Origin of the sequence: Streptomyces sp. DH10 (assembly GCF_029813805.1) — a bacterium.
Taxonomy (GTDB): Bacteria; Actinomycetota; Actinomycetes; order Streptomycetales; family Streptomycetaceae; genus Streptomyces; species Streptomyces coeruleofuscus.
On sequence record NZ_JARVKU010000006.1, the window covers coordinates 60,366 to 84,912 of the forward strand.

A 24,547-nucleotide genomic window follows, 5' to 3' on the forward strand; every position below is an offset into this window, starting at 1 on the left:
CGTTTTCTCACAGCGGCTCTGCCGCCGCGCGTCACCAGCTACCCGGCTCCAAGTCCCGCCGGAGCAACAGGCCATGGAGCCGGATTCACGGACCGACCAGTTGTGTGCTTGGTGGCGTCAGGAGTCCAGGAAATGCTTGTTGCACGTCTCTTCCCACACCCACCGGTGGGAACTGATTCCGTCGTTCACTTCTGCGCCGCTCGAGAACTTGAACCCGACGAGGGTGGTCATGAATTCCTCGGACCTCTTGAGGCAGGTGAAGCCGCCGCCCCAGTCCTTACCCGTTCCGTTGAAGACCTGGACGGCCATCCCGGACGTTCCCTTGTTCAGGATGGATGTTGCTGTGTTGGTGTCACCACCCTGGAAAGGACCCGCACTGTTCCCCCAGTCCGAGTCCCAGCTGTCGGTGGAGCCCATGTTCGAGGAGCAGTCGTAGCCGAAGAACGCGTAGAAATAACCGGAGGCGGCGCGGTCAAATACCCCCCGACAGTGGGATGCCGCCTGGGCGCTGCTCGCCGGGACGATTACACCGAGGCCGGCGATGCCGAGAGTGGCGACTGCAGCCAGAATTTTGCGCATGATGCTTTCTCCCTGTGTGTAGGTGCTGTGTGCACGTCCCGCGACTGAAGCGCCGCGGAAGTCTGGAGTGACCGGTCTCTGAACCTGGAGAGTTGCGGTCAGTCCGTTGATCTGGCGATGTCCTCGGCTCGGGGCAGTGCGTCGAGCGTCATGCGCTGGTACGTGGTAACAGCCTTGAGGTACTTCTGGGGCTGTTTGTCTCGGTACTCATCCCGGAGGGCGTGGGCAGTGCGAGACAGTGGAGTCTTGGTCGCGCAAGTGGCTTCGGCGACCGCCATATCGACCTCCGTGGCGTATGCCTTCTCCTTGGTCATGCCAGCAGTGAGTTCCGGAAGCTTCTCGCGGATCTCTTGTGGGTTGGCGTAGTCGTGGCCCGCCTCGCGCATGCAGAACGCCCATTTCTCGACTGCACTGACGAAGCGCTGGTCATTGAGAAGGGCTGGCACATAGCGGGCCGGCAGGCTCATGGCGATCTTCTCGGCCCGGAACCAAGCCCCGAAGTCCCCATATAGCTGATCTTTAGCATGCGCCTGACAACTGTGACGGGGCGTCTGTATGCCGCCGCCCCCGGGCAGATCGGCCGTCAGCATCTCGCCCGACGGGCTACCTTCCAAGGCCTTGCTGTAGCGGGCGCGCTCGTTTCGCGGGAGCGAGTTGGCGTACGCGTTGTTGGGGTCGTTACGCTGGACGTCTTGGAGTCTCTCTTCGAACCGACTGCCGTAGCCGTGCTTCCTCGCCCAGCTAACGTTAGTCAGGACGTAGCCACTGCCCTTGAGCTCATCGACCGTCGGTAGAGGGCCGATCCAGTACTTGAAGTCTGCTTTCTCCATACACGCCTTGACCAGCGTCTGCTCAGCACGCCGGAGCAAGATTTGCTCGGCATCGGTCGGCTCACGAAGTCGGCTTCGCGATTCTGCACTCCCGGCTATCTGGGTCTGCTGCGATTGGCCGGAGTTAGGCGCTGCGGCCGTGCAACCGACGGCGACTACGCCAACGAGCGTCACGCTGGCGCAAGCAGAAACGAATGCTTGCCTCACCTTGGTCCCCCCTACGCCAGGCGTCACCGCACGCCGCCACTCACAAAGCCGGACACGGTGGCGGTCACCCGTGCTGCCTCTCCCCCTTGCAGATGGGACGACGAGACCCCCTCGGGCCACTCTTTACCTCCTTCCCTGCGTCGTCCCTCTCAGCGACGGCTCACTTACGTCAGCTGACGGGACGCTGCGAGGAACCCGGAACGTTGCAGGGTCCGCTACGCACACCATCGGGTCATGCAGACGTGGGTCGGTGGCGTTGCGTCAGCCGCATGGGTCATCCGTCCTGCCGTCGAGATGGTCCGCCAAGCTGTGGTTCTCTCGATATGAACAATCGGATTACGGCTTTCTGAATGACATGGCGCCACGTCCGTTGTGCTCCACTCTGCGAGCCGGATCCTGCGGCAACCTTGCAAGAATCTAGAATTCCCTGGTGGGCGTGGGTGATTGAACGCCGGGCAGCCGGGCAGTGGGGCGGGTTGCCGAACGCGGAGGCAGGGGGCTTGGCATGGAGTTTCGGCTGCTTGGTGGTATCGAGGCGCAGGCGAGTGGTGAGCCGGTGGATCTCGGGCCGGCCCGCCAGCAAACCGTGCTGGCGGCCCTGCTGATGGACGTCAACCGCACGGTGGCAACGGACGAGCTGGTGTACCGGGTCTGGGGGGAGGACCCGACGCGGCGGGCCAAGGACACTCTGTACAGCTATCTGTCCCGGCTGCGCCGCGCGCTGCCGGGCCCGAGCGTGGATATCCGTCGCAGATCAGGTGGTTACGCAGTTGTCGCTGATGCCTTGGCGGTGGACGTGCACCGCTTCCGCCATTTGGTCGAGGAGGCGCGCCGGGCGGCCGACGATGCGGGTGCGACGGCCGCTTTCCAGGAGGCGCTGGCGGTGTGGCGGGGGATGCCGTTCGCCGGGGTGGACACTCCCTGGTTCAACGCGGCCCGGGATGCCCTGAACAGGGAGCGGCAGGCGGCAGAGCTGGACTGCGTGGACGTCCGGCTACGGCTGGGTGAGCACACCGCGCTGCTGGCGGCCCTGTCCGAGCGCAGTGCCGCCGATCCGCTGGATGAACGGCTGGCGGCTCAGCACATACTCGCCCTGTACCGGTGTGGCCGGCAGGCCGATGCGCTCGCCCAGTACCGGCGTGTCCGGGCCACCCTCGCCGATGAACTGGGCATCGATCCGGGAGCGGATCTGCAGCGCCTGCACCAGGCGATCCTCAGCGGCGACCCCCAGCTGGAACCGCAACCGGCCGCTGCACGAGTCGCGGCCCCGGTCTCGGTGCGGGCACCGGCCGAGGCCGCCTGGACCGTCCAGTGCCAACTTCCCTTAGATGTAGAGGGGTTCGCTGGGCGGGCGGAGCTGCTCGAGCGACTGGAGGAAGAGCTGTCCCGCCCCGGGGCCACGCCCGTCGTCGTGTCCGGCTCACCGGGCGTCGGCAAGAGCGCGCTCGCGGTGCACCTCGGCCACCGCCTGCGGACTGCTTTCCCCGACGGCCAGTGGTACATCCACCTGGCGGGTAATAGCGGTCGCCCCCGTGATCCAGCCGAGGCACTGTCAGCAATGCTGCGAGCCTCGGGACAGGACCCGCAGACCATTCCTGAGCCGCTGGTCGACCGCGCGGCCACCTTCCGCAGCCGGATAGCCGACCGCAGGGTGCTCCTCGTCCTGGACGACGCTGCCGGCGCCGAACAGGTCCGGCCGCTGCTGCCAGGCACTGCCGGCGTCGCGGTCCTCGTCACCAGCCGGTCCGACCTGCGTGGGCTGGCCGTAAGCCACGCCGCCCGCACCGTGCCCCTGGACGTGCTTGCCCCGGCCGAGGCCCGCTCCCTGCTGATCAACGCCCTCGGCGCCAGGCGGATCGACGACGAGCCAGAGGCGGCCGAGCGCCTGGCCGATCTGTGCGCCAACCTCCCTCTGGCGCTGCGCATCGCCGCCGCCAACCTCGCCGCCCGGCCCGGCCGCTCACTCACCCAGTACACCGCAGAACTGGCCGACGACGAGCGGCTCGCCAAGCTGTCCGTCACCGGCGATCACGAAGCGGCCGTCCGGACCGCCTTCGACCACTCCCACGCCGCCCTGGAACCCGACACGGCGCGCCTGTTCGCCCTGCTCGGCCTGCACCCCGGGCCGGACTTCACCACCGAAGCGGCCGCGGCCATGCTCGACTCGTCGCTCGCCGTCGCCGAACACCTCATGGACCAGCTCACCACCGCCGGACTCGTGCAGCACACCGCCGCCGACCGGTACCAGTTCCACGACCTGCTGCGGCTCTACGCAGCCGAGCATGCAACGGCGGACCCAGCCCACCCGGCGGCCTGGCAGCGGCTGTGCGACTGGTACCTGGCCACCGTCGATGCCGCTACCGCCTTCGACTACGCCGGCAGCGTCCAGCTGCCCCGCCCGCGCGCCGAATCCGATCGGTTCACCGACCGCCATCAGGCCCTCGCCTGGCTGGAGGCCGAACGCGCCAACCTGACCGCCCTGATCATCCGCGCCGCCGCTTCCGGCCCGCGCGAGATCTCCTGGCAGCTGGCCGACCAGCTGCGTACGTACTACTACGGACGGCGGCACACAGCCGAGTGGGAGGCCGCGACGACGGCCGCCCTGCGCGCCGCCGAACACGACCACGAGGCCCTCGCCCAAGCCGTGCTGTGGCAAAGCCTCGGCCTGCTACGCCAACACTCCGGTGACGCCCAGGCTGCCCTCGAGGCTCTGCACACGGCCCAGGAGGGATACCGCAACACCGGGTTCACCCTCGGCGAGGTCGCCATCCTCACCAGCCTCGCGATCCATTACGCCTTGCGTGGGCAGATGCGCCAGGCACTCGAATGCCAGCAGGACGGCTACGCCCTGCTCCGCGATCTCGACCGTCCGGTACTGATCGCCCGGGCACTCAACACGATGGGGCTATGCCAGGCGTATCTCGGCGAGTTCGACCAGGCCGTGGAACGCATCACGGAAGCGATCGAGACGTGCCGTGCGAACGACCGGCCCTCGGGCACTGTGGGCCCCTTGGTCAACCGTGCGATCGCCCGACACGGCCTCGGCCACTACGCGGAGGCACTGGCCGACGGCACCGAAGCTCTTCGACTCTGCCAAAGTCATCAACGCCGCAACAGTGAACCGCCTGTCCACGAGATCCTTGCCCGCATTCACCGTGACACCGGCCGACCCGACCTCGCCCGGAGCCACGCCGAGCAGGCCCTGCGCACCGCCCGCGCAGTGGGCGATCCCACCCTGGAGGCTGACAGTCTGATCACCCTCGGCTCCATACACCGCCTGAACGGCCACTTCGGCTTCGCCACCACACACCTTCAGCAAGCCGTCGAACTCACCCACCGCTGCGGCCTGCGCCACCAGGAAGCCGACGCCCACACCCAACTTGCCCTCGCCCACCTCGAATCCGGCGCCATACCCACCGCGGCACACCACGCCCACCAAGCCCTCACCATCGCCCGCGCCCTGGAATTACGCCCCGCACAACACCGCGCTCTGACAGTCCTCGCCGCGATCGCCCACGCCAGCAACACCCCCACCGAGGCCGCCGACCACACCGCGCAGGCCCAGCGGATCCAGAACGAAACCGGCTACCACCCATCCCCCGCCGACGAACCCAAGTGACACACTTCCCATGGCCCATGGCTCCGGGCTCTACGACGGCGTCGAGCATCATGTGGTGGCAGTACCCCTCAGGCACGCCGACGCCAGCCGAAGATGCCGACACCCGGCGCCTGCCCCATCTGCTCCCGGGCAGCTTCGGCAGCGCGCCGACGGTCGCTGAGACAGGGTCCGCACTCCCCGCCGGCCGTCAGACCGGCGTCCGGGTAGACGGGGCTCCGACAGCCCGGGCACAACACCTGGCGGCCTCCATCCGGCGGCGCTCCTCTTCCCGCTCACGCCGGGCGCGCTCGAGTTCGGCCTCCCCCGCCTTACGTGGCGGGCCTCCGCGCGCACCGAGGGCGCGGAAGTCGTCGGGGTGGTCGAGGGCGTCGTCAAGGCTCTGCCAGGTCGAATGCCCGTAGCGCCACCACACCGGCCCGTGCGGGCCGTGGGCGGCGGGCAGGTTCAGGGTGGTGGCCAGCAGCGGCACCTTGCGGTCGTAGTCGCGGTAGCCGTCAGGCTGTTCGCCCTCGGGCGCGTGGCCGTCGCCGTTCCACTCGCTGCGCCTGTGGTCGCGGGCGAGCCGGCCGACCGGGGCTCATGCCCGGCGTGCTGACCAGTTTCAAAGTTCCACACATGGCGGCCGGTCTCCATCTCTAGACTTCCCACTTGAGAGATTTCGACTTTCAGAGTTCAACGTGGAGGCAAATGATGGCCACCGGCATGCGGAACATCCAGGTCGACGACGAGGTGTTCGCCTACCTTCAGCGTCACAGCGAACCGCTGGTCGATACAGCAAACGATGTCCTACGGCGTGTGCTCTTGGGGGCGCAGCAGCCACCCGTGGACGAAGCGGGCAGTCGGCCGACAGGCGCCTTGATGCCCATCTTGGAAGCGGGCCTCGCGGCTCCCAACGACATGTTGCGCCACCACCAGCCGAAGCTCGGGCGTACCCACGAGGCCACCATCAGCGCAGACGGATGGGTGGAACTTCCAGACGGCCGGGCCTTCCAGCGGCCCTCCCCTGCGCTCAGGACTCAGACCGGGAACCAGATCAACGGTTGGGGCCAGTACACCCATGTCCCCAGCGGGCGCCCTCTCCAGGAGCTTCGGGAGGAGGCGGCGAAGACCCAAGACTGAAGCATCCCCTCACAGGCTCCCAGCCCCTCCAGACAAGGAATCGCCCACGTGGATCTGTGGCCCCACCAAAGAGAAGCCATCGATGCGGTTCTTCGCGCCCTGGAACCGCCTGCCCGTACGCTCCTCCCGGAGCAGGGGCTTCGGACGCAAGTGGTCATGGCGACCGGGTCCGGAAAAACGAGGGTGGCGGTCCGGAGCGCGGAGGAGCTCCGCGCGGGTCGTGTGCTGGTGCTCGTGCCCTCGCTGGATCTGCTGGCGCAGACTGAGGCCGCGTGGCGTGAGGGGGGTCGCCGGGGGCCGATGATTGGGGTGTCCTCGCTGCGGGGTGAGGAGGCGGCCTTCCCCAATACCACGGACGTGGACGAGCTGGTGGAGTGGACGCGGGGCTTGGAGAAGGTGACGGTGTACGCCACGTACGCCAGCCTCGGTCTGGGCACGCTGGAGCGGGCGCACGCTGCGGGTTTGGCGGCTTGGGACCTGATCGTCGTGGACGAGGCCCACCGGACGTCAGGGCGGATCGGGAAGCCGTGGGCGGTCGTGCACGACAACCAGAAAATCCCCTCCCTGCGCCGCCTGTACATGACGGCCACGCCCCGGCTGTGGCAGCTCGGGGACGAGGACGAGGCCGGCGCACCCGGCGAGCTGGTCGCGAGCATGGAAGTCCGACGTGGCATCCGCTGCACGATCCCGGAGAAGGCCGACCAGGTCCGCAACCGCTAGAAGCGTGGCTCGCGCGGCGGTCGGCCGCCGAAGTTCGACAAGGCCGACTACAAAGAGCGCCACGCGGTGGAGTGCGAGATCAATCGCCTCAAGCGCCACCGGGCTGTGGCTACGAGATACGACAAGCTCGCCGTCCGATACGAGGCAACCGTGCTGGTCGCAGCCATCAACGAGTGGCTGCGACCACTCACACGGCACGCTCCATGCACACCAGTTGATCCCGTTCCTCCCACGATTGGGCGACAGTGAAACCGAGCCGCTCGTACAGGGCGATGGCACCTGCCCGCCACTTCCATACCGACAGCCGTACCGTGCTGACGCCGCTCTCCGCGGCATGCGCAAGCGCGGCGCCGACCAGGCCGGACGCGATGCCCCGGCTCCGGAATGCCGGGTCTGTCCAGAGCCTCTTGATCTCTGACCGGCCGCCGACGGGGGCGGTCACCACCAGGCAGCCCACGGCCGTGTCGCCGCTCAGAGCCATCAGCACGGCATCGTCGGCGAACGCGGCCCGCGGGTCCAAGATTTCTGCCCGGTAGCGGTCCGGCAACCCGTCCACATCGACAACGGACTCGCCCTTCTCTGCCTCCGTCCGCAGATGGTAGGCCGCCAGCAACTCGGCCAACTGATCCACGGAAGGGCCCTGAGCTGGCCAGCGAACGACGGCAACCTCGCGTTGATCAGTCATTGCGCCAGCATCACACGACCCGTACCAGACATCGAACGAGCCCCTTGATCCACTTTCGTAACACGCCCTACTGATCTTTTCGTAAGTTCGGTGGGTGTGGTGGGCGGATGGTCAGGCCGGTATGGGCGAGGAATGACCATGACAGTCGGGGGTTGGCGTTGATGCGGTGGATGCCTTGCTCGCTGGCGTCGGCGACATCGGCGAGGTGGTCGCCGGCGAGGTTGGCGAGTTCACGCTTCTTGAGCGAGGACCACAGCAATTCCACCGGGTTCAGCTCGGGAGCGTAGGCGGGTAATCGTTCCAGGGTGAGCCAGTCCTGTTCGACGACCCAGGCCCGCATCGCCCGGCTCCAGTGGGCGGACAGGCCGTCCCAGACCAGGACCACTCGCTCGCCGCGGTAGAACACCTTCACCTGCTCCAGGACCTCAATGAGCCCGGCGGTGTCGTAGCTGCCGGGCTTGAGGTGGAAGCACAGGCGGGCCCCGCGATCAGGGAGTGGTAGCCCAAGGCCCCGGCCATCGACGCGCGCTTCCAGTTCAGACGGTGCCGCAGGAGCGGAGTCCGCCCGCGGGGCGAGTAGGTGCGGCGGATCTGAGGGAGCAGGGAGACGCCTGATTCGTCGAGGAAGACGATCCAGGCACGTGTGTTCACGGCCCCTTTTTGATGCGCGGCCACTCGTGCGCGATCCAGCGGGCGATCTCCGACTCGTCCCGCTCGACCGCCCGCCGCTCGGGCCGTTGCAGGCTCCATCCGAGCCGGCCGGTCAGCAGCCGCCACACCGACGCCCTCGACAACACCACCCCCGTTGCCCGGGTGACGACCGCGCCGACTCGTTCCAGGGTCCACAGGCCGGCCTCGAAACCATGAGCCTGGGCACCTTGCTCCAACGCGGCCCGGACCATCTCGACCTGGGTGTCGTCCAGCTTGGGTGGGCGTCCGGTGGCTGCCCGTCTGCGCAGGCCCGAAGCACCGTCTTGCTCCCACACCCGCCGCCAGCGCCGCACACTCTCGGCACACACCCCCACCGCCCTCGCGATCTCCGCATTCGAGACGCCACCCTCGAACAACTCGACTGCCCGAACACGACGCGCCTCCGCCAACTGAGGCCGAGACAAAGGAGAAAGACAGGAGCCGGCAACCGAAGGGGAAGGTTGATATGCCACCCCGACAGCCTCCCACCCACACGGCCACCACACCCACCGAACTTACGAAAAGATCAGTAGAGCGTGTCTCCTTGATGGGTGGGTCAGTTGATCGGATGTGTCTGTCCGGTTAGTGATCACTGATGCGATGTGGGACCGCATCGAGCCGCTGATGCCGGACGATCCGGTCCGTGGACGACGGTGGGCCGACCACCGCCGGACCCTGGAAGCCATCGCGTGGAAGTACCGCACCTGCTCGCCCTGGCGCGACCTGCCTGAAGAGCTCGGGCCCTTTCAGACTGCGCACAAACGCCTGATCAGGTGTGCCGTGGACGGCACATGGGAACGGATCCTCGCGGCTGTCCTTGTAGTGGCGGATGCCGGCGACGACGTGGGCTGGACAGTCTCGGTGGACTCGACCGTCTGCCGGGCTCACCAGCATTCGGCCGGAGCCAGGAAAAGGGGGCGCCCGGCCGTTCCGAGCCCGAGAATCAGGCACTCGGACGCTCCCGCGGTGCCTTGAGCACGAAGGTCCACCCTGGCCAGTGACACCCGGGCACGACCTCTGTCCATCCATGTCACCGCGGCCAGGCCGGTGACGCGCCGGCCTTCGAGGCAGTCATGGCCGGAATCCGGATCCCGCGAAGCGGACTCGGCAGGCCACTGGACGACGAGCCTGCGGCTCTCCGTCAAGGATGCCAGCCAGGACGTCGGCCCCCTGCCGTGGTATCTCCTGTCTCACCAGACAGGAGACCACCTTGTTCATTTTCAGGGCAGGAATTCGTAGAACGGGCGGTCAGGCGCGAAGTTGCGAGAACACAACGTCACGTCCCTACCCTTGAGATAAGCCAGCAACCAGTCGCTGAACGTCATCTCGTAGAGAGTCCATGCCGGACTGTCGAACTCCTGGACCACGATACGCCAGGGCGACGACGGGTTGTCGGGAATGCGAAGGAAAACCGCCTCGCCCGTCGTGACTGATGCCACCGGTATCAGTTCCCCGGGGTTCGCCCCGACCGGACTCGGCAGGAACTCGGCCATGTCCTCCTCGCGCCAGAGCTCGAGATCCCCCCTGATTTTTTCTCCCAGATTGTGCAGAAGATGACCGGCGGGATGCTTCAGATACAACTGTCCGTTGACCTCGATCGAACCGTAGGCGTCCACGAACTCACGGAAGTCCGCAGGAAATTCGACACCGAGTTCCTGCTCCAGTTCGATCCATGGAGCCGGATCGGACCAGTTGAACCGGGGATCGCCCAACAGGGCTGTGATCTCTGGAAGCGTTGCCACCACTAGGTTCCTTTTAGCACGTTGAGCCGATGTCTGACTTGGAGTTGATCGCAGCACGGGAGAAAGCCCCTTGACTCCCCGGGGTCCGTACATGGTAATCCCCACCTGAACGGCCGAATGAGGGTCTGTATACGGGCACGATCGAACCAGCCCCGCGACGACACTGACCGACCAAGGAGACAGGCCCTAAAGGGTGTTGCGCAAGGCTCGGTGGCGGGCATTTTGCGTGTATGGGTGGGGTGTTGAGGGCTGAGCCGGTGTGGGTGGAGACGTTCACCGGGTTGCGGATGGGGCGGTTCGAGAAGCTGCTTCGCGCGGTGCGGGAACGGGGCGGCAACGGTCCTGGTGGTGGTCGGCCATGGTGCCTTCCGTTGGCCGAGCGGGTGCTGCTGGTGGCCGTGTATTACCGCACGAACCTCACGATGCGGCAGCTCGCGCCGCTCTTCGGGTGCTCGCCGGCCACCGTCTGCCGGGTCATCCAGCGTCTGCGACCGTTGCTTGCGCTGGAGCCGGCGCCGAGGCCGGTGGCAGGCGTGGAACGGCTATGGATCGTGGACGGCACCTTGGTCCCGGTTCGTGACCGAACGGTCGGCGCCTCCTCGCGCAACTACCGGTTCTCCGCGAACGTGCAGGTCATCATCGATGCCGACACCCGCCTGGTAGTGGCATCAGCCCGACCGGCGCCCGGGAACAAGGCGGATGCGCATGTTTGGCGGGAGTCCGACCTGCCCGCCCTCGCGGCAGGCACGACGGTGATCGCGGACGGCGCTTACCTGGGCACCGGTCTGATCGTCCCGCACCGCAGGAGAGCCGGGCGCCCCCTCCTGCGCGGTCAGGAGGAGGACAACGCCGAACACCGGCGCGTACGGGCCCGCATCGAGCACACCTTCGCCCGGATGAAGAACTGGAAGATCCTCCGCGACTGCCGCCAAAGGGGCGACGGCCTCCATCACGCCGTCCAGGCCGTCGCCACCATGCACAACCTCGCCCTAGCTGGGTGAAACAGCAGGTCAAGCACAACCCCGGCATGCTCGAGCCCGACCTTCTGCAACACCCTTTACGAACTCGTGCATGGTTGGCGGTGAGGCGTCGAGCTCTTGATCGTTGATCATGGTCATGTGGTGGGGAATGCAACTCGCGCAGTGCTCGTCAGCAACCGGCGGATCACGGGCCTGACGGCCGACGTGATCGGTGAACTCGTCACTGAGATCGGCCCGTTGTGGCACGAGCGCCACCAGGCCAGGCTCGTCTCCCGGCAACGGAAGCGGGCCGTAGGTGCTGGTGCGAAGCACCAGCTGGTGTTCGTCGACCGGCTGCTGGCCACCCTGGTCCATCTCCGTCACGGGGCCACCCACGACGTGCTGGCCTGCTGGTTCGGCGTGGACCGCTCGACCATCACCCGGGCGATCAGTGAGGTCCGGCCCCTGCTCGCAGAACGTGGGTGCACCATCAGCCTTGACGTGCGGCTGCGGAGCCTGGCCGAGGTCGTCGACCATCTCGGAGCTACCGGGAAGACCGGCATCATCGACGGCACCGAGATCCGGGTCCGCCGCCCGGCCGCCGGACGCAAGGACCGGGACAAGTTCATCTCCGGCAAGAACAAGCAGAACGCCGTCAAATCCATGGTCGTCACGGACGAGGACGGACGGGTGCTGTTCTGCAGCCCCACCAAGCCCGGAAGCTGCGCGGATATCACCCACGCCCGCCAGATGGGGCTGGTCAAGCTCCTGGCCGAGGGGCCCGCGGTCGAGATCCTCGCCGATGCCGGCTACCAGGGACTGGGCGACCGGTGGCCGAGTGGTGACACCGCCGCATCGCAAGTTCAAGAAGAACGCCCCGGACTGGTACGAGGAGATGCACGAGCGCCAGCGCAAAGCGCACTCCTCACGCCGCATCCGCGTCGAGCACGGCATCGCACACCTGAAGAACTGGCGGGCACTCACACGCCACCTCGGCCGCCGCGAGCACATGAGCGACACCGTCCAGGCCGTCGCCAGCCTGCTGTCCCACCAGCAGATGAGCGACCTGACGTCAGCGCAACAGATGTGAACCCCGAGCCCCATCCAAGTCCTCGACGCCTCACCGCCAACCATGCACGAGCTCGTTAGTCGTCCCCGCCGACGCGGGGTTCCGGAATGGGGCGAGATGGTCACCCTGTTCGTCACCTCCTCCCCGCCGACGCGGGGGTGTTCTGTCGCTGCTGTAGGCGGCCACGATGGCGTCGACGTCCCCCGCTGTCGGGGGGTGTTCCGGCGATGAGCCCGGCCCCGGACGAGGACTCCAGGTCCTTCCGCCGACGCGGGGGTGTTCCGACGGCCAGGCCGGTGTAGATGGCTGGCAACGTGCCTCTTCGTCCTTCGAACGGGTGAAGGTCCTCATCTCTGCGCAACCACCGGACCCGGGTCGGTGTCCTGCACAGGCGACACCACCCGCTCGACCATGGGGAGCCCGCTCTTGCGCAAGAACCTCGTCACGGCTGCCGCTGTTGCCGCCGGCGCGCTGACCGCCCTGTCCTTCGTTCCCGCACACGCCGCCGAGTACAGCTCGGCGTTGAAGATTCGCGGAGTTCAGTACGACGCGCCGGGCCGGGACTCCAACAGCTGTTCCTCGGGCAACACCGACGAGGAGTACCTGACGGTGAAGAACTACTCGTCCCGCTCGACGATCAACCTCAAGGGCTACGTCGTCAAGGACGCCGCCGGTAACCGCTTCGCCTTCACCGCCAACCACTACCTGCAGCCCGGTGACTATGTGAAGCTGCGCGGCGGCCACGGCACCGACTCCGACACCCACAACGTCGTCTACCGCGACAACTGCAACTTCCTGTGGAACAACGACAAGGACACCATCTACCTGTACAAGCCCTCGGGCAGCCGCGCCGACGTCCACGCCTACTCCAAGAGCAACGACGATCCTGACGGCAACGGCTACATCAACTTCCACGGTTAAGACCACCACCGGCCAGACCCGGCCCCGGGCCTGCTGCCCAGCCCGCCTCAGCCCCCGGCTGGGGGCGTCGCTGAGGTGAAGGTTCCGGTTCCAGGACTGCGCTCCCAGCGCCTCGTTGCGTAGTGCACCACCGGCCGGCCCGTAGGCGAGCACAGCGAAATCTCCGCGCAGCTTCACGTTGTCGCTCGCGTACATCGGGTCTTGGGTGACCGCTGCCCGCCCCAGAGGAGAGCTGCTGTGGTCACGGGGACACTCGAAGGGACAAAGAGGTCCATGGGCGAGAAAAAGGGACGCCGGTACGGCAACGGCCACTCAGCTGGGCCAGGTCAGAGACAGGTCAGCCGATCCAAGCGCGCCTCCGGCAAGCTTGTGCGCATGTACCGCCGCTACCACGCGTGGCGTGCCCCGTTCCCGCTGTGGGCGAGGATCGTGTGCGACATCCTGTTCTGGGCCGTCACGGCCTACGTCGCCATCGGCAGCCTGTGCGGGGCACTCCTCATCGCAGCTCCCCTACTGGGGTTCCTCGGACTCGCGTCGAGCAAGGAGCACGACGACGGCATCGACTGGAGCGACCACCGAATGGGAGGCCAGCCCAAGAACCCCGGGCCCAAAATTTAGAGCCCGTCGCACCGGAGCTCCCCGATGTGTTCTTCGGTTGGGGCGGCACAGCCGCCCCAACCGAAGGCGCGCATGATCGCGGGTCAGGAGTAGTCGCCGCGTTCAGCCCGGTGCAGGATGTCGCGTTCCCGGCCGGTCTGGGTGTCGAGTGAGTCCTCGTGGTCGATGACGATGGTGTCGTCAGCCGGCTGGGCTCGTACCTGAGCCCCGTAGGCGTCGGTCGCCTTCAGCAGGAGAGCGTCCTGGTGGGCAGCGGGCCAGCTCTGGATCAGATACGACTCGACGACTTCGTCCACCGTCGTCTGGTCGACGGCGCTGTCCCGGCCGCGCGCGTGGCCGCGCAGCCGATACGAGCCGGGACCCTGAGAGGCCAGCGAGGGCAGATCCGCCGGATCCTCCATGAAGGACGTCACGAGCAGTTCCCCGGAGGGGGAATGGCATGAGATCTCAGCGATCTCTTCCCAGCCCGGGTCGGGGTCGGACCGCTGGGAGTGCGGACCGCTGGCCAGCATCGACGAACCCCCACGTTCTCGTCAGCCAGAAGACCGCCCTCGACCCAGATCATCCGGTGGTCAGCAGAACATTGGTTCGCAGAACCCTCCCCAAGAACGTCACACTCGTCGGCCTGCGGCAGGACCGCATGCTCAACGAGGCGTTTGCCACCGGTGATCCCCTCAAGCTGATGCGGCTTTTCGGGATCACCGCGCAGACCGCCATGCGCTATGTCGGCGCCGCCTGCCCGGAGCGCACCGCGAAACTGCCCAGGTAGCGGGCCCGCTCCGAGCCCGATGCCAGCTGAAAGCCCGTGGCGGTGTAGCAGTGGGTCCGGCATCATCCCCATGTGATTGTGATGCAACCCGTTCTGGAGATCTCCGCCGCCGACGACTTCGCGCTCTGGCCGGTTGGCGAGCGGAAATCGTATGGCTACCTCGTGCTGAACGGGGAGCTGACTCCGGCGGAGGTCGGCACGGCGGTTATGCAGATCGCCTACTGCAACGACTTCGAGATGGAGGAGGAGCACGGGCCGTGCCCGACCGACCCGCTCGGCACATTCCTGCACGGGCTGCTCACCATGCCTGATCTGTTCGCCGCCGGAGGTTTCCGGGTGACCGAGAATGCCACCGACACCGTCTTCGTCGAGCCGGGCTGCTGCAACGGCCTGGAGACCTGGCGGGACTGGCTGGAGGTGCTCGACGGCACCGGCTGCTCCTACTTCGGCCACGATCCGTCGTCGGTGGCCGAACGCGTTGGCGACATTGTCCGGCTGACGTTCGACGCTTACGGGACGGACGGCAGCCCAGTGATCGAGCTGTCGGTAGACCAGGCACGCAGGCTCGTCGCGGGCACCCAGCAGGATTTGCAGGACTTCCTCGGTCTTGCCGGAATCTGGGCTGAACAACACCTGCCGGCACACGCCGCCGCCGTCACTGCCGCCCTGGCACGGGCACTGGACCTGGCGCCCACACAATGACCAGCTTCCTGACCCACCGATCGCACGTGCACGACGCCCGTCTCCCCCTCCGCCGCCGGCACAGCGCGCTGCGGACCTGCATCACCCTCTTTGCTCCGTACGGCTTCCGGGCGACGTACCACCACCTCACACTCAGCGCCGCGATCCCCCGGCGGCTGGAGGCGGACCCGGACGCGCTGGTGCGGGCGGTGGAGGAACTGCATGAGGCGCGGGTGCTGTGGCTCGCGCGAGCGGAGGAGTACACCGCGCAACGCCGGGCGGAGAAGCGGGCGGGGCGGCGGGCTGTAGTGAACCCGCGACCGTGGTGGCTGCGGAGCTGGTGGGAGGGCCCGAACCGCGCCTGGTACGAAGACCCGTTTCGCCATCCGTCGCTGCGGCTGCCTGAGTACGTCCGGCGACAGAACGCGATTCTGGACGGCGCCGACCTCCCCGGCTGCCCCGCCTGCGGAGACGAGAGACCGCTGGTGTCGAACTCGACCGGGCACGGCTGGGTGGAGCTGTGCCGTGGGTGCGCGTGGGTGCTGGCGCCATGTCCGTGCGGGCAGCGGCACCGGTTCGTCCCGGAGACGCCGTTCAACTGGAAAGGGATCTGGCAGCGGGCGCACATGAGCGATGACGGCACGCCGAACCCACATTGGCCTGCGGGGTAGTGTTCTGCGACTGAAGTTCGCAGGTAGTTCCGGCAAGGCAGCCACCGGCCATTGCACTTGGACGGCGAACGAGATCGAACATCAGCAGCGCAGCGGATCTTTGGCGAGCCACTAATAGTCCAGCGTCAGCGTCGGGATAGTCTCGGACTTCTCGTAGTCGAGCAGCGGGCGACCCAGCAGCGACCTCGTCCCGTTGCGGGAGATGGTGAACGGCACGCACTGCAAAGCCTTGTAGACCTTGACCATCTGGATGTGGCCGCCGATCGAGCGGAACCTCTCAGCGTCGACCATGAAGGCCAAGGCCCTCATAGGTTCCATGTCGAACGCGCCCGAGCGAATCCCATCGGGGCCCCGCAGGTTCTCCAAGACAACTTCCCGCGCTGCCCCGATCTCATCGCCGATGATCGACAGCACCTTCTCATCGTGTCCTGCACCCCTCCATGACGAGGCGGGGCTGAAGGTGAACCTGCCGATGCTCTTGTCGAAGTGCAGCTTCCAGATCTTGAACTCGTTGGTGGTCCAGTCGTATCCCGCCAGGAGGAAGAAGGCCGCCGGAGCTTCCCACAACTCGGTCGGCACGTCTTTGTGCTGGTCGAGCATCAAGTTGATCACGCGGATGAGATGACCCTTGAGCTTTGCCAGCGGCTGCCTCCGGCTGAGCGCACCGTCATAGAAGTTGATGGAGTTGATGACCTGGATCATCATCGGGTAGGCGTAGTCGGTCTCTCCCGCAAAGGCGATCGCGGCGTCCCCGCGCGGCAGCGGGATGATCTTCGGTGCCGTGTCCCAGGCGCCCAGCGACCTGAGCCGACTGTCGCTCGCGGTGATCATCTCTTCCGTCTCGCCGACCCTTCTGATCCAGGCCATGGTGAGAGTCATGCGACGATCCTTCCGACCCAGAGGCGCTTTCGGAGTAAACATACTGAGGCTGCTCGGAGTTTGTGAGCGAGCCGCTGATGAACCCGCGCGTGGGCCCCTGTAGCCATCAGCTGTCACGCATGTTCCGGCTTGAACGTCCAGGATTACGGGAACCCGCGCGCTTCGGATCCGGAGGCGATGAAGATGCGCCGGGACAAGAGCGGGTACCAGGGGGTCCGAGGGTGGCTCCACGCGTCCGGGCGCCGGCCGCGCAGCGCCTAGTCGAGGAACCTCAGCGCGTTTCCGTGTCGTCATGGCGCGAACCGGAGAAGACTCTGCCCCGTAGCGTCGCGTGCATGGGCGAGGCCAGGCGCGCACAGGCGGGTGCGGCATTGAAAGTGCGGGCGATCTCCGGGACCCGGGTGCCGGAGTCGTAGAGCTGTTGCGCCTGTTCGACCTGTTCCGGGGCGAGCCGTGGGGGCCGTCCGCCGGTCTGTTGAGTCGGGGGGATCTGACGGACGGCGAGTGGGCGGTGCTGGAGCCGCTGCTGCCAGTGAGCAACAACCGGTGCGGCCGGTGGCGCGATCACCGGCAGGTGATCAACGGGAGGCGAAGTGATGTGTCCGGAAATCCATCGCCAGCCCCACGGTCTCCCTGCTCGCCGTGATACGGCTATTCGATGACCGCGGTGGCTTCGACCTCGACCAGGAGGTCGGGTTCCCCCAGTGCCGCAACACCCAGAAGGGTGATCGGCTTGACCGGATCGATGCCGAGCTTCGCTGCCGCCCGGCCCACGCCCTCACCCAGCAGCGGCATCTTCTCGGGACTCCAGTCGACGACGTAGATGGTCAGCTTCGCCACGTCATCGAAGGAGCCGCCGATCCCGGCCAGAGCGGTGGCGACATTGAGATAGCACTGCTCGACCTGAGCGGCGAAGTCTCCGTCGCCCACGGGCCGGCCGTCGGCGTCGCGGGCGACCTGCCCCGCCAGGAATACCAGCTTCGATCCGGTGGCGACCGACAGCTGCCGGTAGACCTCGGGCTTCGGCAACCCCTCGGGATTGACCAGCGTCACGGACATGAACGGCCTCTTCCTCTTGGCGTCAAGAGCAGCAAGATCAGCACCCATGAAAGCATAGCGGTGCTATGTATTGTGGAGTCATGGCGAGGACGAAAGATCCAGCGGTCCGCTCCCTGCTGCTCGACCGGGCCGCACACATGCTGCGGACGAGACAACCGGTCACACTCCGCACCCTGGTCGCCGGAACCGGCGTGTCAACGATGGCCGTCTACACCTACTTCGGTGGTATGGACGGCCTGTGGAAGGCATTGCGGCAAGAAGGCTTCACACGCCTGGCCGCCCAACTCGCTGCCGTCAAAATGTCTGCGGACCCGGTACGAGACCTCGCCGCCCTGGGCGCCGCCTACCTAGCCAACGCCTTGGAGAATCCCGATCTTTACCGCGTCATGTTCGACGCGGGCTTCGACCTCGAAGACACCGGCGCCGCGGACGAAACCCTGGACCGCCTCGTCCGCGCCATCGACCGGGCCAGGACGAACCGCCGTTTCCATGACGAGGTCGATCCGCTGGAACTGGCAACACAAAGCTGGACCATTGGCCACGGACTCGCCTCACTCGTCGCCACAGGCCCCCTGCCACACCAGGCACTCACCCACGGCGTACCCATGCTGACCGCACTGTTCACCAGCGCAGGAGACGAACCCGACCGATGCCGCCAGTCGGTCGAGCGCGGCTGGGGACGGATACTCCCAGCCACGCCCGGTTCTCGTGATCGCAGCGACAGGCCCTAGATGAGCTTGGCACGAGCGCGGTGACCGTGAGCCCGGACTGGCAGTTTCGCAGCATGACGATGCCCTTGGATCAGACTCGGGTTGCGTTCCGGTCGAGGATGGCCCGCAAGCGGTCGACATCCGGCGGTATCGCGGCGCCGCGCTTGGGGAGGACGACGAGGCCGACGCTGTGCTTGTCGGGTGTCATCAGCACGAAGAGCGTGTCAGTCTCCGCGTACCGGGTGATCATCGGCCATCGGAACGTTGTCTCGCTGTCTTGAGAGGTAAGCCGCACCCCGGCTTCGCTCACGACAGCCCGGAATTCCCCCTGCGAGGCGAACATTCGGTGTACCTGGCGTGCCTGCAGGGCGGGTACCAGCATGTGCAGACCGATGAGCAGGGCCAGCGCCGCGAGGCAGAGCACCGTCAATCCGAGGTGGGGTCCCTTCGGCAACGTGAGGGTCACGACAAGAGCGCCCAGCACGACGATCGCGCTGGCGAGGATAATTCCGCTCTGCAGCCGCCCCGCCGGTGTGGCCCGCATCCGCGCGCGGAGTGCTCCCGTTGCGTCCGCGGTCGTCGGCACATAGGTCAACTCCACGGTGCTCGTCTCCTGCACGGTCACTCCCCGGATCGTCGCGTTGCCGAGCCGCGATCGTAGCGGGGCTCGCAGCAGGCGCAGCACGTAGTCGGCGAGCGGGTCCGGTATTTCGGGTCGTAGCCGGTAGGGCGGGATCGGGGTGGCGGTGACGTGCTGCTGGACGACGGCCAGAGAGGTGGCGCCGGTGAACGGCGGGCGGCCGGTGAGCAGTTCGTACAGCACGCAGCTCAGCGAGTGCATAGCCCTGCCCCACGGCCCGGACCTTCCAGCACGTCACCGCGGCGGTTCAGCTCCGCCAGGACCACGACCGTCTCCCCCGACGTGTAGTCCGGCGCCGTGAACGTCACCGATGGAGCACCGCTCTGGGTGCTCCTGGGCACCATTGGCAAGCTGCCCAGCTCTTGGAGGCCGCAGTCGCTCAGCGGGCGAACGTCACCTTCACCGGCTCGTTCGGGCAGTTGGCCATGCCGTCGGTGAGCGCCTGGTGCTCGGCGTCGTCGACGCTGAGCTGCCAGCGCATTTTCACCGCCACCCAGTCCGCCAGGTACTCGCACCGGTACGCCTTCGCCGGCGGGAGCCACGTCGCCGGGTCCTGGTCGGCCTTGGACCTGTTCGAGCGGGCGGTGGCCGCGATCAGGGCGCGGTCGTCACCGAGGTCGTTGGCGTACGCCTCCCGCTCCGTCGCTGACCACTGCCCCGCCCCCGAGTCCCAGGCCTCGGCGAGCGGCACCATGTGGTTCATCGGCTCATGAGCACAAGCGTCCGTCCCCTATACCTGTGATGCAGCGAGCAACTGCAGGGCGCGTTCTTTCAATTGGGGACTGGCGTCTGAAGCGTTGCCGGAAGCGAAGGGGGGTTGGGGGTCGTATTCGACGGCGAGCTGGATCGCCTTGGCCGTGTCGTCGTCCGCCATGACGGACGCGAGGTAAAGGGCCATGTCCACTCCCGCCGATACCCCGGCCGCAGTGATGATCTTTCCGGAGCGTACGTAGCGCTGCGGCAGGTAGGTGACGTCGAACGTGGACTGGAGGTAGTCGGCGGAGGCCCAGTAGGTCGTCGCCTCCCGGCCGTCCAGCAGTCCGGCCGCGGCGAGGATGATGCTGCCGGTGCAGACGGAGATGGTCCACTGGGTGTGGCGGTGCATCTTGCGGATCCAGCGCAGGAGTGCCTGGTTGTTCATCGCCGCGATGGTGCCGCGGTTGCCCGCGCCTGGCACCAGGAGGACGTCGAGACGGTCGATCTCGGTGATGGAGCGGTCGGCGACCACGGCCACGTCTGCCGTGTCCGTGCGGACGGCTCCGCGTTTCTCGGCGATCATGGTCACGGTGGCGTCGGGCAGCCGGGACAGGACCTCGGCCGGACCGGTGGGGTCCAGCAGGCTGTAGCCGTCGTACAGCAGGATGCCGATGTTCGGGCCCGTTGCGCCGCCGTGCGGGGCCGCGTACGCCGCTTCGGTCTGGGCAGCTGCAGCCGTGGCCGCGAGCGCGGCGGTGGCCACAGTCCCGCGCAGGACGTTTCTGCGTGTCGTGGAATGGCTCATGGGCCAGGAGTCTTCTGCCTCGGCGCGACACGTGGGGGTGGCATGTCCGGCATCCTGCGAAGTCTGTCCCCCGTGACCCCGTAGTGGTCGAGGAACGCCTGCCGCAGCGTCTCCGCCGACCCGAAACCGCAGCGCCGGGCGATCGCCGCCATGGACAGGGCGCTGGAGTGCACGAGGTGCGCCGCCGCCTCGGTGCGCGCCGCACGCACGGCCCGCGCCGGAGTCGTTCCGAGGTGTGCGGTGAACAGACGGGTCAGGTGCCGGGGGCTGATCCCCGCCCGGGCCGCCAGGGCCGCGGGGGTGAGGTCCTCGGCCAGGTGGCCTGCGATATGGCCCATCAGGTCCCGCACCAGCCGGTCCTCCGGCGGTGGCGCGGCAAGGAACATCGATATCTGGGCCTGGTCGGCGGGCCGGTGCAGATGAGTGACCAGTTCGCGGGCGACGGTCCGGGCGAGGGTTGGACCGTGGTCGTCCTCGATCAGGGCCAGTGTCAGGTCGAGGGCGCTGGTGACTCCGGCCGAGGTGTAGACGTTGCCGTCGCGGATGTAGAGGGGAGCGGCGTCCACGGCCACGGCCGGGTGGCGCTCGGCGAGCCGGTCTGCCCATCCCCAGTGCGTTGTCACCCGTCTGTGGTCGAGCAGTCCTGCGGCGGCCAGTACGTAGGCGCCGGTGCAGACGGAGGCCACCCGCCGGCTGTGTGCGGCCAGTCGGCGCACCTGCCCCAGTAACCGCTCGTCCGCCGCCGCGTCCTCGCAGCCGATGCCGCCCACGACGATCAGCGTGTCCAACGGCCCCACAACCGCCTCCAGACCCCGCCCGGCTCCCAGCACAATCCCCGCCGAACTCCGGGCCGACCGGCGGCCGAGGGTACCCAGCTCGATGGAGTACGGCGGCTGCGCGCCGTACCGGTTGGCGATGTCCAAGGCGCCACTGGGACAAGCGATATCGAGGATCTGCGCGCCGTCGTAAGCGACGATGAGAACGCGCCGCTGACACCTGTGCTCTTTCTTACCCTGCTTCAAGCGCACCCCCCGCAGCATCACTTCTCTCGTCGGCTCCCCCCAGGGGCGTACCTCGACCGGACCGAGGGCCTCAGGCAGATCCGCTCCGGCGGTTCCTGAACCACCACACACCACCGCCGAACACGAGGACGACCGCACCGATGCCCAGAGGCACGGCCACGGGCATGCCGTCGTCGTCCTTCGAGTCGTCCGCCACCGGCCGCGGGGGCGACTCCTCGGCGGCAGGCTCGTCCGAAGCGGTACCCGGCGACGGAGCGGAGGTCGTCGGTTCGTCCGTGGGACTGGGACTCACCAACTTGGCGCCGGGTGCGGCGGCCTTCAGCTCCAGGCGGGGCGCGGGATGGCCGTGCCCGTGCCCGTCCCCCTCGGCCTCCTCCTCCAGCTGAATCCAGCGGTCGACCTTGCCGTCGCTGTAGGTCTGCAGGGTCTTGAAGACCAGCTCCTTCACGTCGGGCAGCTGCCGTACGGTCACCACATACTCGGCGTCCTCGCCCACGGCGAGCTTCGGCCCCGACACCGTGTAGCCCCGGCCGGTAGGGGCGAACTTCCAGCCCCTGGGGCCTTCCTCATAGGTGATGTCCTGCGGGGTGATGCCCTTGGGCAGGACCACTTCTAGCTTGCTGATTCCGGCCGTGGCGGACTCCGACGCGGCGGAGAAGGTCAGCTCGACGTTCTGGTCGAGCGCCCGGGCGCCCTCCGCCTCGACCTCGGCGTGGGCCGCGGCCGGGCCTGAGGCGGCGACTGCGAGCGCGAGCGCGACTGCTGAGAGGGCGCCGGTGAGGCGCAGGCTGCGTACCAGGGTCGGACGGTGCACTGAGAACTCCCTCGCTTCGATGGGGTGGTGCTGTAATTACACGCCGGGCCGGCCCAGGGCGTTCGACCGCCCGCGCGATCAGGCCACGGCGTTGCGCATGCCGTCCGTCACCTCGTAGCCCGCCTGGACGATCGCGGCCCGTACCGCGTCGTCGTCGAGCGACTCCCCGTGTACGGCCACCAGGCCGGACGGGACGTCGACATCGACATTGGTGACGCCTGCCACGTCCATGACCTCTTCGGTGATGCTCGCCGCGCAGTGGCCGCAGCTCATGCCGGACATGGTGTAGGTCTTCTCCGTCACGGTGGGGACTCCTGTTCTCTGTTCTCCATGGATTGGGCAGGTCTGGTCCGTCCGAAGCGGAGGGAACCGGGGCGCTGCCGCCCGGGCCACGACCGGGCGGCAGCGGCGTGCGGGCGGTCAGGCGGCAGCGGGCATCGGCGCGCAGCGTTCGGCATCGTCCAGCCACCCGATCAGCGAGGTGCGGGCGCGGGCCACCCGTGAGCGCACCGTGCCCACCGGGCAGTCGCTGACGCCGGCCGCCTCCGCATAGGGGAGGCCCACCAGCTGGGTGAGGACGAATGCCTCACGGCGCTCGTCCGGGAGGGAGTCCAGCAGCTCCGCGAGGGCGATGCCGTCATCGAATCCGGGCAGACCACGCGGCTGGACACGTTCGGCGGCCGACTGCCAGTCGTCGGTGTCCGCCAGGCGGGGGCGGGAGGAGCTGTGGCGGATGCTGTCGATCACCGCGCGGCGGGCGATGGACAGCAGCCAGGTGCGGGCCGAGGAACGGCCTTCGAACCGGTGCAGGCTGGCCAGGGCCCGCAGGAACGTGTCCTGGGTCAGGTCGTCGGCGCTCTGGGGATCGGCGCCGAGGAACGTCACGTAGCGGCGGACGTCTCGGTGCAGTGCGCGGACGAAGTGGTCGACGGCGTCGGGGTCGCCGCTGCGGGCGGCGAGTGCCCAGGCCGTGATCGACGCGTCTGTCGACTCCTTTGCCGAGCCGGTCTCGTCGCGCGCTGAGGACAGGGCAGGGGTGATCACCTGATGTCTCTCCTTCTCGGGAAGCCAGGGAACCGGTGTTGCGCAGAACAGCGGGCGGCACGGCGCAAACCGGTGAGGAGGTGGGCGGCCGGGCATCGGAGTGCGCGGCCGATACCCGAGGCAGGGAGCCGACGGCTCCGTGGACGGCCTCGGGAAACCGGCTGTCGTCAGGCGACAGCGGTCCCGGCGGGCGGTCCCCGAGAGGTGATCGTGTGAGTGAGAAGGAGCTGCCGCAGCGTGCGCTCCGAGCGGCCTCGGCGGACGCGGACGCGTGGGCGGTGCGGCGGCGCGGGCAGTTGGAGGATCAGGCGCAGCGGGGCGACGAGCCACCCGGCGAGCGCCCGCAGGATGCGGAAGGCGGCGCGTTCGCCATGTGCCAGCCACAGGCCGCACAGCAGGGCGGCCAGCAGGTGGCCCGCGAGCATGCCGGACGAGGACATGCCGCCCATGCCGTGGTCCAGGGAATGCGTGGCCCTCATGTGGTCCATCGACCCCATGGAGTGCATGGCACCCATGCCGTGGTCCATGGAGCTCATGGACGTCGGCATGGCGTCATGTTCCGCGCTCCGGCCCGAGGCAGAACCGCACAGCAGATAGCCCAGCCACTGCTGGACGAGCGACTTGCTGCCGGTCGGCTCCGGGTGTGCGAGTGCCTGGGCGAACGAGAACGCCATGTGGAGTGCGGCCTGGGCTGCGACGGTGACGGAGCCGACCAGGACCGGCCCTCGTTCCCGGCCGGCCAGATGCCAGGCTGTGCCGCCGGTTACCGCTGCCCCGGCGGCCATGGCCCACCAGGGCACCGAGGTCCCCGACATCATGACGTGGCCCAGGGAGGTGAGCAGCACGCAGACGGCCGCGAACACAGCGGCCCTCAGCGTGCGGGAACACCACCCAGCAGTCATGGCGGCCTCATCCTCGCAGTCCAGGTCTCGCGCGTCTCGAGAGGGTACGGAAATGCCCCTGCTGTCCGACTCAATCCAGCCGTTGTGATCCAGGACA

The 24,547-nt window shown here is 67.6% G+C and carries 27 protein-coding genes and 5 pseudogenes; 14 read left to right on the forward strand and 18 right to left on the reverse strand.

Annotated elements, in window-relative coordinates; all coding sequences use genetic code 11:
- Positions 1-117: 117 nt before the first annotated feature.
- Complete coding sequence (locus tag QC385_RS14405; RefSeq protein ID WP_279541708.1) at positions 118-579, reverse strand: hypothetical protein; 462 nt, start codon at positions 577-579, stop codon at positions 118-120.
- A 98-nt stretch (positions 580-677) separates the two neighbouring features.
- The gene (locus QC385_RS14410; protein WP_279541709.1) at positions 678-1,409 is read right to left on the reverse strand and encodes a hypothetical protein; all 732 of its coding nucleotides are present in this window, start codon (positions 1,407-1,409) and stop codon (positions 678-680) included.
- Positions 1,410-2,121: 712 nt separating this feature from the next.
- On the opposite strand from QC385_RS14410, the gene QC385_RS14415 reads away from it, so the two are divergent.
- Positions 2,122-5,235 (forward strand): AfsR/SARP family transcriptional regulator, encoded by a 3,114-nt coding sequence (locus QC385_RS14415; protein ID WP_279541710.1) that lies wholly within the window; start codon positions 2,122-2,124, stop codon positions 5,233-5,235.
- Between the two features lie 187 nt (positions 5,236-5,422).
- Here QC385_RS14415 and QC385_RS14420 read toward each other — a convergent pair whose 3' ends face one another.
- Positions 5,423-5,704 (reverse strand): hypothetical protein, encoded by a 282-nt coding sequence (locus QC385_RS14420; protein WP_279541711.1) that lies wholly within the window; start codon positions 5,702-5,704, stop codon positions 5,423-5,425.
- A 221-nt stretch (positions 5,705-5,925) separates the two neighbouring features.
- On the opposite strand from QC385_RS14420, the gene QC385_RS14425 reads away from it, so the two are divergent.
- The 3 genes and pseudogenes from QC385_RS14425 to QC385_RS14435 all read left to right on the forward strand — a co-directional run.
- Complete coding sequence (locus QC385_RS14425; protein ID WP_279541712.1) at positions 5,926-6,354, forward strand: hypothetical protein; 429 nt, start codon at positions 5,926-5,928, stop codon at positions 6,352-6,354.
- Between the two features lie 48 nt (positions 6,355-6,402).
- Positions 6,403-6,939 (forward strand): annotated as a pseudogene (locus QC385_RS14430) (DEAD/DEAH box helicase family protein); the annotation flags it as partial.
- 78 nt (positions 6,940-7,017) lie between these two features.
- Positions 7,018-7,323 (forward strand): annotated as a pseudogene (locus tag QC385_RS14435) (hypothetical protein); the annotation flags it as partial.
- On the opposite strand, the gene QC385_RS14440 reads toward QC385_RS14435, so the two are convergent.
- The 3 genes from QC385_RS14440 to QC385_RS14450 all read right to left on the reverse strand — a co-directional run bounded on the left by QC385_RS14440 (position 7,262) and on the right by QC385_RS14450 (position 8,955).
- A complete protein-coding gene (locus tag QC385_RS14440; protein WP_279541713.1) occupies positions 7,262-7,759 on the reverse strand; it encodes a GNAT family N-acetyltransferase in 498 nt (165 codons plus the stop codon). The pseudogene QC385_RS14435 and the gene QC385_RS14440 overlap by 62 nt on opposite strands.
- Before the next feature lie 67 nt (positions 7,760-7,826).
- A complete protein-coding gene (locus tag QC385_RS14445; protein WP_443032919.1) occupies positions 7,827-8,396 on the reverse strand; it encodes a transposase in 570 nt (189 codons plus the stop codon).
- Positions 8,397-8,406: 10 nt separating this feature from the next.
- On the reverse strand, positions 8,407-8,955 hold the full coding sequence (locus QC385_RS14450) for a winged helix-turn-helix domain-containing protein (RefSeq protein ID WP_336621289.1): 549 nt from the start codon (positions 8,953-8,955) through the stop codon (positions 8,407-8,409).
- A gap of 64 nt (positions 8,956-9,019) precedes the next feature.
- Here QC385_RS14450 and QC385_RS14455 point away from each other — a divergent pair.
- A pseudogene (locus QC385_RS14455) lies at positions 9,020-9,564 on the forward strand (IS5 family transposase); the annotation flags it as partial.
- 105 nt (positions 9,565-9,669) lie between these two features.
- Here QC385_RS14455 and QC385_RS14460 read toward each other — a convergent pair.
- Positions 9,670-10,191 carry an SMI1/KNR4 family protein gene (locus tag QC385_RS14460; protein WP_279541715.1) on the reverse strand — a complete coding sequence of 174 codons (522 nt, stop codon included), beginning with the start codon at positions 10,189-10,191 and terminating at the stop codon, positions 9,670-9,672.
- Between the two features lie 230 nt (positions 10,192-10,421).
- Here QC385_RS14460 and QC385_RS14465 point away from each other — a divergent pair, with 230 nt between their 5' ends.
- From QC385_RS14465 to QC385_RS14480, 4 genes are all read left to right on the forward strand, one after another.
- The gene (locus QC385_RS14465; protein ID WP_279541716.1) at positions 10,422-11,192 is read left to right on the forward strand and encodes a transposase; all 771 of its coding nucleotides are present in this window, start codon (positions 10,422-10,424) and stop codon (positions 11,190-11,192) included.
- Between the two features lie 141 nt (positions 11,193-11,333).
- On the forward strand, positions 11,334-12,299 hold the full coding sequence (locus QC385_RS14470) for a transposase family protein (protein WP_279541717.1): 966 nt from the start codon (positions 11,334-11,336) through the stop codon (positions 12,297-12,299).
- Between the two features lie 331 nt (positions 12,300-12,630).
- Positions 12,631-13,140, forward strand: a complete 510-nt coding sequence (locus QC385_RS14475) for a lamin tail domain-containing protein (RefSeq protein ID WP_443032903.1) — start codon at positions 12,631-12,633, stop codon at positions 13,138-13,140.
- A 375-nt stretch (positions 13,141-13,515) separates the two neighbouring features.
- Positions 13,516-13,758: a hypothetical protein gene (locus QC385_RS14480; protein ID WP_279541719.1), complete on the forward strand. Its 243-nt coding sequence runs from the start codon at positions 13,516-13,518 to the stop codon at positions 13,756-13,758.
- Between the two features lie 83 nt (positions 13,759-13,841).
- Here QC385_RS14480 and QC385_RS14485 read toward each other — a convergent pair whose 3' ends face one another.
- A complete protein-coding gene (locus QC385_RS14485) occupies positions 13,842-14,270 on the reverse strand; it encodes a hypothetical protein (protein WP_279541720.1) in 429 nt (142 codons plus the stop codon).
- Between the two features lie 56 nt (positions 14,271-14,326).
- On the opposite strand from QC385_RS14485, the gene QC385_RS14490 reads away from it, so the two are divergent.
- From QC385_RS14490 to QC385_RS14500, 3 genes are all read left to right on the forward strand, one after another.
- Positions 14,327-14,527 carry a hypothetical protein gene (locus QC385_RS14490; protein ID WP_279541721.1) on the forward strand — a complete coding sequence of 67 codons (201 nt, stop codon included), beginning with the start codon at positions 14,327-14,329 and terminating at the stop codon, positions 14,525-14,527.
- A gap of 81 nt (positions 14,528-14,608) precedes the next feature.
- Positions 14,609-15,229, forward strand: coding sequence for a hypothetical protein (locus QC385_RS14495; protein WP_279542067.1), 621 nt, complete (start codon positions 14,609-14,611; stop codon positions 15,227-15,229).
- Entirely contained in the window at positions 15,226-15,879 is a 654-nt protein-coding gene (locus QC385_RS14500) for a hypothetical protein (RefSeq protein WP_279541722.1), read from the forward strand. Before QC385_RS14495 ends, QC385_RS14500 begins: the two co-directional genes overlap by 4 nt.
- Before the next feature lie 111 nt (positions 15,880-15,990).
- Here QC385_RS14500 and QC385_RS14505 read toward each other — a convergent pair whose 3' ends face one another.
- Positions 15,991-16,758 carry a hypothetical protein gene (locus QC385_RS14505; protein WP_279541723.1) on the reverse strand — a complete coding sequence of 256 codons (768 nt, stop codon included), beginning with the start codon at positions 16,756-16,758 and terminating at the stop codon, positions 15,991-15,993.
- Positions 16,759-17,233: 475 nt separating this feature from the next.
- Between QC385_RS14505 and QC385_RS14510 the strand changes: the two are divergent.
- Positions 17,234-17,344 (forward strand): annotated as a pseudogene (locus tag QC385_RS14510) (transposase); the annotation flags it as partial.
- 65 nt (positions 17,345-17,409) lie between these two features.
- On the opposite strand, the gene QC385_RS14515 reads toward QC385_RS14510, so the two are convergent.
- Positions 17,410-17,817 (reverse strand): RidA family protein, encoded by a 408-nt coding sequence (locus QC385_RS14515; protein WP_279541724.1) that lies wholly within the window; start codon positions 17,815-17,817, stop codon positions 17,410-17,412.
- An 80-nt stretch (positions 17,818-17,897) separates the two neighbouring features.
- On the opposite strand from QC385_RS14515, the gene QC385_RS14520 reads away from it, so the two are divergent.
- Complete coding sequence (locus tag QC385_RS14520; RefSeq protein ID WP_279541725.1) at positions 17,898-18,548, forward strand: TetR/AcrR family transcriptional regulator; 651 nt, start codon at positions 17,898-17,900, stop codon at positions 18,546-18,548.
- A 70-nt stretch (positions 18,549-18,618) separates the two neighbouring features.
- Here the strand turns inward: QC385_RS14520 and QC385_RS14525 are convergent, their stop codons facing one another.
- From QC385_RS14525 to QC385_RS14560, 8 genes and pseudogenes are all read right to left on the reverse strand, one after another.
- Complete coding sequence (locus QC385_RS14525) at positions 18,619-19,350, reverse strand: YcxB family protein (protein WP_279541726.1); 732 nt, start codon at positions 19,348-19,350, stop codon at positions 18,619-18,621.
- A 196-nt stretch (positions 19,351-19,546) separates the two neighbouring features.
- A pseudogene (locus QC385_RS14530) lies at positions 19,547-19,870 on the reverse strand (HNH endonuclease family protein); the annotation flags it as partial.
- A gap of 27 nt (positions 19,871-19,897) precedes the next feature.
- Complete coding sequence (locus QC385_RS14535) at positions 19,898-20,668, reverse strand: DJ-1/PfpI family protein (RefSeq protein ID WP_279541727.1); 771 nt, start codon at positions 20,666-20,668, stop codon at positions 19,898-19,900.
- The gene (locus QC385_RS14540; protein WP_279541728.1) at positions 20,665-21,708 is read right to left on the reverse strand and encodes a GlxA family transcriptional regulator; all 1,044 of its coding nucleotides are present in this window, start codon (positions 21,706-21,708) and stop codon (positions 20,665-20,667) included. The genes QC385_RS14535 and QC385_RS14540 overlap by 4 nt, the downstream gene beginning before the upstream one ends.
- A gap of 52 nt (positions 21,709-21,760) precedes the next feature.
- Positions 21,761-22,504, reverse strand: coding sequence for a DUF1775 domain-containing protein (locus QC385_RS14545; RefSeq protein ID WP_279541729.1), 744 nt, complete (start codon positions 22,502-22,504; stop codon positions 21,761-21,763).
- 78 nt (positions 22,505-22,582) lie between these two features.
- Positions 22,583-22,807, reverse strand: a complete 225-nt coding sequence (locus tag QC385_RS14550) for a heavy-metal-associated domain-containing protein (RefSeq protein WP_279541730.1) — start codon at positions 22,805-22,807, stop codon at positions 22,583-22,585.
- A gap of 117 nt (positions 22,808-22,924) precedes the next feature.
- Positions 22,925-23,548, reverse strand: coding sequence for a sigma-70 family RNA polymerase sigma factor (locus QC385_RS14555; RefSeq protein WP_279541731.1), 624 nt, complete (start codon positions 23,546-23,548; stop codon positions 22,925-22,927).
- A gap of 167 nt (positions 23,549-23,715) precedes the next feature.
- Complete coding sequence (locus tag QC385_RS14560) at positions 23,716-24,450, reverse strand: hypothetical protein (protein ID WP_279541732.1); 735 nt, start codon at positions 24,448-24,450, stop codon at positions 23,716-23,718.
- Between the last annotated feature and the right edge of the window lie 97 nt (positions 24,451-24,547).

Coding starts and splice junctions, on each gene's coding strand:
- QC385_RS14500 (WP_279541722.1), top strand. CDS start 15,226: ATGACCAGCTTCCTGACCCACCGATCGCACGTGCACGACGCCCGTCTC.
- QC385_RS14440 (WP_279541713.1), bottom strand. CDS start 7,759: ATGACTGATCAACGCGAGGTTGCCGTCGTTCGCTGGCCAGCTCAGGGC.
- QC385_RS14495 (WP_279542067.1), top strand. CDS start 14,609: ATGCAACCCGTTCTGGAGATCTCCGCCGCCGACGACTTCGCGCTCTGG.
- QC385_RS14485 (WP_279541720.1), bottom strand. CDS start 14,270: ATGCTGGCCAGCGGTCCGCACTCCCAGCGGTCCGACCCCGACCCGGGC.
- QC385_RS14535 (WP_279541727.1), bottom strand. CDS start 20,668: ATGAGCCATTCCACGACACGCAGAAACGTCCTGCGCGGGACTGTGGCC.
- QC385_RS14415 (WP_279541710.1), top strand. CDS start 2,122: ATGGAGTTTCGGCTGCTTGGTGGTATCGAGGCGCAGGCGAGTGGTGAG.
- QC385_RS14405 (WP_279541708.1), bottom strand. CDS start 579: ATGCGCAAAATTCTGGCTGCAGTCGCCACTCTCGGCATCGCCGGCCTC.
- QC385_RS14465 (WP_279541716.1), top strand. CDS start 10,422: ATGGGTGGGGTGTTGAGGGCTGAGCCGGTGTGGGTGGAGACGTTCACC.
- QC385_RS14540 (WP_279541728.1), bottom strand. CDS start 21,708: ATGCTGCGGGGGGTGCGCTTGAAGCAGGGTAAGAAAGAGCACAGGTGT.
- QC385_RS14480 (WP_279541719.1), top strand. CDS start 13,516: ATGTACCGCCGCTACCACGCGTGGCGTGCCCCGTTCCCGCTGTGGGCG.
- QC385_RS14515 (WP_279541724.1), bottom strand. CDS start 17,817: ATGTCCGTGACGCTGGTCAATCCCGAGGGGTTGCCGAAGCCCGAGGTC.
- QC385_RS14520 (WP_279541725.1), top strand. CDS start 17,898: ATGGCGAGGACGAAAGATCCAGCGGTCCGCTCCCTGCTGCTCGACCGG.
- QC385_RS14410 (WP_279541709.1), bottom strand. CDS start 1,409: ATGGAGAAAGCAGACTTCAAGTACTGGATCGGCCCTCTACCGACGGTC.
- QC385_RS14425 (WP_279541712.1), top strand. CDS start 5,926: ATGGCCACCGGCATGCGGAACATCCAGGTCGACGACGAGGTGTTCGCC.
- QC385_RS14475 (WP_443032903.1), top strand. CDS start 12,631: ATGGGGAGCCCGCTCTTGCGCAAGAACCTCGTCACGGCTGCCGCTGTT.
- QC385_RS14505 (WP_279541723.1), bottom strand. CDS start 16,758: ATGACTCTCACCATGGCCTGGATCAGAAGGGTCGGCGAGACGGAAGAG.
- QC385_RS14560 (WP_279541732.1), bottom strand. CDS start 24,450: ATGACTGCTGGGTGGTGTTCCCGCACGCTGAGGGCCGCTGTGTTCGCG.